Annotated in this window: 1 protein-coding gene and 1 pseudogene; both read left to right on the top strand. The window is 68.4% G+C overall.

The window, feature by feature from the left end; translation table 11 throughout:
- Positions 1–81: 81 nt before the first annotated feature.
- Positions 82–135, top strand: a pseudogene (locus AC5592_RS34230) (hypothetical protein); the annotation flags it as partial.
- Between the two features lie 12 nt (positions 136–147).
- The coding region (locus tag AC5592_RS34225; RefSeq protein WP_232329676.1) for a type I polyketide synthase at positions 148–3,490 on the top strand (3,343 nt) is incomplete at its 3' end.

The raw sequence follows: 3,490 nt of genomic DNA, 5'->3' as shown, positions 1-3,490 counted from the left end.
TACGACGCTGGGTGATCCGATCGAGGCCCAGGCGCTGCTCGCCACCTACGGTCAGGCCGGGACGCCGGTAGCCCGCTCTGGTTGGGGTCGCTCAAGTCGAATATCGGTCACGCTCAAGCCGCTGCGGGTGTGGGTGGTGTGATCAAGATGGTCATGGCGATGCGCCACGGCGTGCTGCCGAAGACTCTGCATGTCGACCGTCCGAGTACGAAAGTCGATTGGGCGCAAGGCAATATCGGGTTGCTGACCGAGCCGGTGCCGTGGCCGGAGGTGGATCGGCCGCGTCGGGCGGGTGTGTCCTCGTTCGGGATCAGCGGCACCAACGCGCACGTGATCGTCGAACAAGCACCGGCGACCGACACGATGGCCGATCCGGTATCGAGGACCGCACCCGTGGGCGGGTTGCTGCCGTGGGTGATCTCGGCGCGCAGTGGTCCGGCACTCGTGGATCAGGCCACACGCCTTGCGGCCCACATCGGAAATCCGGAATCGGCTGCGGAAGAACAGGATCCGCTCGATATCGGCGTGTCGCTGGCGTCCATGCGTGCGGTGTTCGAGCATCGTGCCGTCGTGCTGGCCGGCGATCGTGACGGTCTGCTCGCGGGTGTGCGTGCGGTGGCGGCGGGCGAGTCCGTGTCCGGTGTGGTGTCGGGTCGGGTGGTGCCGGGTTCGACGGGTGTGGTGTTCTCGGGTCAGGGTGCGCAGTGGGCGGGGATGGCTGCCGGGCTGCGCGTGTATCCGGTGTTCGCCGAGCACTTCGATGTGATCGTCGGCATGCTGGAACCGGCTCTGGGACAGTCTGTTTCGCTGGTGGAGGCGTTGGCGGACGAGGATCTGGTCGATTGGACGGTGTTCGCGCAGGCGGGGTTGTTCGCGTTCGAGGTGGCGTTGTATCGGCTGCTCGAATCGTGGGGATTCCGCGCGGATGTGGTGGCGGGTCATTCGATCGGTGAGGTCGCGGCCGCACACGTGGCGGGAGTCCTATCGCTGGCGGACGCGTGCGTGCTGGTCGCTGCGCGTGGTCGCCTGATGCAGGCGCTGCCCGCCGGTGGGGCGATGGTCGCGGTGGGTGCGTCCGAGACCGACGTGCTGACGCTGCTGAATTCCGGTGCGGTGCCGGCCGGTGCCGTGTCGATCGCTGCGGTGAACGGCCCGTCCTCGGTGGTGCTGTCCGGTGTCGAAGCCGATGTGCTGGCGGTGGCCGATATGTGCTCCGGGCGTGGTTGGCGGACGAAGCGATTGCGCGTCTCGCACGCGTTCCATTCGGCGTTGATGGAGCCGATGCTCACCGAGTTCGCCTCGGCGATAAGCACTGTGGTGTTCGAGCGGCCGCGCGTGGCTGTGATATCGACGGTGACCGGTGCCAGGGTGACCGATGAGATGTCGGTTCCGTCGTATTGGGTGAATCAGGTTCGGGATTCGGTGCGGTTCGCCGAGGCGGTGGCGGCGATGGCGGAGCTGGGGGTGTCCCGTTTCGCCGAGGTCGGGCCGGATGCGGTGCTGGCCCCCATGGTCACCCAGAGCCTGGAGGACACCCGTACCGGTGCACCGGCGGTAGTGGCATTGGCACGCCGCGACCGTACCGATGCCGCGACAGTGTCGGCCGGTGTCGCCGGGTTGTTCGTCACCGGCGCCGATGTCGACTGGACCGGTTGGTACACCGGGACCGGAGCTCGGCGCATCGACCTGCCCACCTACGCCTTCCGGCACGAACGCTTCTGGCTCGACGTGCGGCAGGTGCTGGCGCAATCGTGGCTGGGAGCCGAACTGGGCGGGGTCACCGCCGTCGGCCTCGACGCCGTGTCACATCCCCTGCTCGGCGCCGCCGTACCGCATCCGGAATCGGGCGGAGTGAGCTTCACCGGCCGCTGGACGGTGGATTCCGTCGAGTGGCTGGCCGACCACAGCGTATTCGGCGTGGTCCTGCTGCCCGGCACCGGATTCGTCGAACTCGCGGGTCACGTCGGCGGCCTGCTGGGCTGCGATGTGCTGGAAGAACTCGTCCTGCACACGCCGTTGACGCTGCCCGCCCAGGGCGGTGTGTCGGTGCAGGTGGTGGTGGCCGCCGCCGACGACACCGGCCGGCGGCGACTGAGTATTCATTCGCGGCCCACCACGGACGAACCGTGGGTGATTCATGCCGAAGGCACTCTCGCCACGGGCGGGGTCGTCCCCGATTTCGATCTCCGGTCGTGGCCGCCCAGCGGAGCGCAGCCGCTGGATATCGACGACGTCTACGACGAACTGCTCGACCTCGGCTACTGCTACGGGCCCGCGTTTCGAGGCCTGCGAGCGGCATGGCAACGTGGGAACGAACTGTTCGCCGAGGTCGCGCTGCCCGACTCCGCGGAGGCCGAAAGCTTCGGCATCCACCCGGCCCTGTTCGACGCCGCACTGCACGTGCGGATCGTGCACGGCCTGCGCAGCGAAGGGGGTACCTCCCCGGCGTTGCCGTTCACCTGGAACAACGTGGCGTTGCACGCGGCCGGGGCCGCGGTGGTGCGCGTCCGGATCGTTGTGGACGGTGAGAAGTTCGGCGTGCGGATCGCCGATGCGCAGGGCGAACCGGTCCTGTCGGTGGCCGCGCTCGTATCCCGGCCGGTGACGGCCCGGCATCTCGACGCGAACCGGGTGTCGCAGGACCTGTTCGGGGTCGAGTGGATCGCGGTTCCGAGTGTGCCGGTGGCCCTCGACCCGAACCGGGTGGCGGTGCTGGGCGCCGGTCGCGATTCGGGGGAGATACGCGGATACCGCGACCTCGAGGCGTTGATCGCCGATCTGGACGCGGTCACGGAACCGGTCGTGCCGCAGATCGTCGTCGTCGAATGCCCTCGGGGCGAGGGCGCGCCGCCGACCGCGGCCCGGCAGGTCGTCACCGGCGTTCTCGACACCGTGCAGCGGTGGCTGAGCGATCCGCGTTTCACCGCGTCACGCTTGGTCGTCGTGACCAGAAACGCTGTGGCCGTGAATGATTCGGAGACGGTAAATCTGGCGCAGGCGCCGGTGTGGGGGCTGGTCCGGGCCGCGCAGGCCGAACATCCGGATCGATTCCACCTGCTCGACCTGGACGACCCGGACGGCTCCCACGAGACTCGCGCGCCGATGGCCGTGGCGTCGCTGTCCGCCGCTGTCACGGGTGAGCCGGAGGTCGCCGTGCGTGGTGCGGTCGTATCGGTGCCGCGTTTGACCCGTCACCCTGCCGGTGACGCGGTTCGCCTACAGCCGGGCACGGTGTTGGTGACCGGCGGGACCGGCGGGCTGGGCGCGTTGCTCGCTCGGCATCTGGTGGTGAATCACGGTGTGACGCATCTGCTTCTGGTGTCGCGGCGGGGTTTGGCTGCGCCTGGTGCCGAGCGGTTGTGTGTGGAGTTGGAAGAGCTCGGTGCGCGGGTGCGTGTTGTCGCCTGTGATGTGTCGGATCGTGACGCGTTGTCCGAGTTGATCGACGGTATCTCCGATGAGCATCCGTTGGTTGGTGTGGTGCATGCGG

Source organism: Nocardia violaceofusca NBRC 14427 (genome assembly GCF_963869435.1).
GTDB lineage: Bacteria > Actinomycetota > Actinomycetes > Mycobacteriales > Mycobacteriaceae > Nocardia > Nocardia aobensis.
The sequence above is the reverse complement of the archived record's forward strand: the minus strand, read 5'-3'. Positions and strand labels throughout refer to the sequence as shown.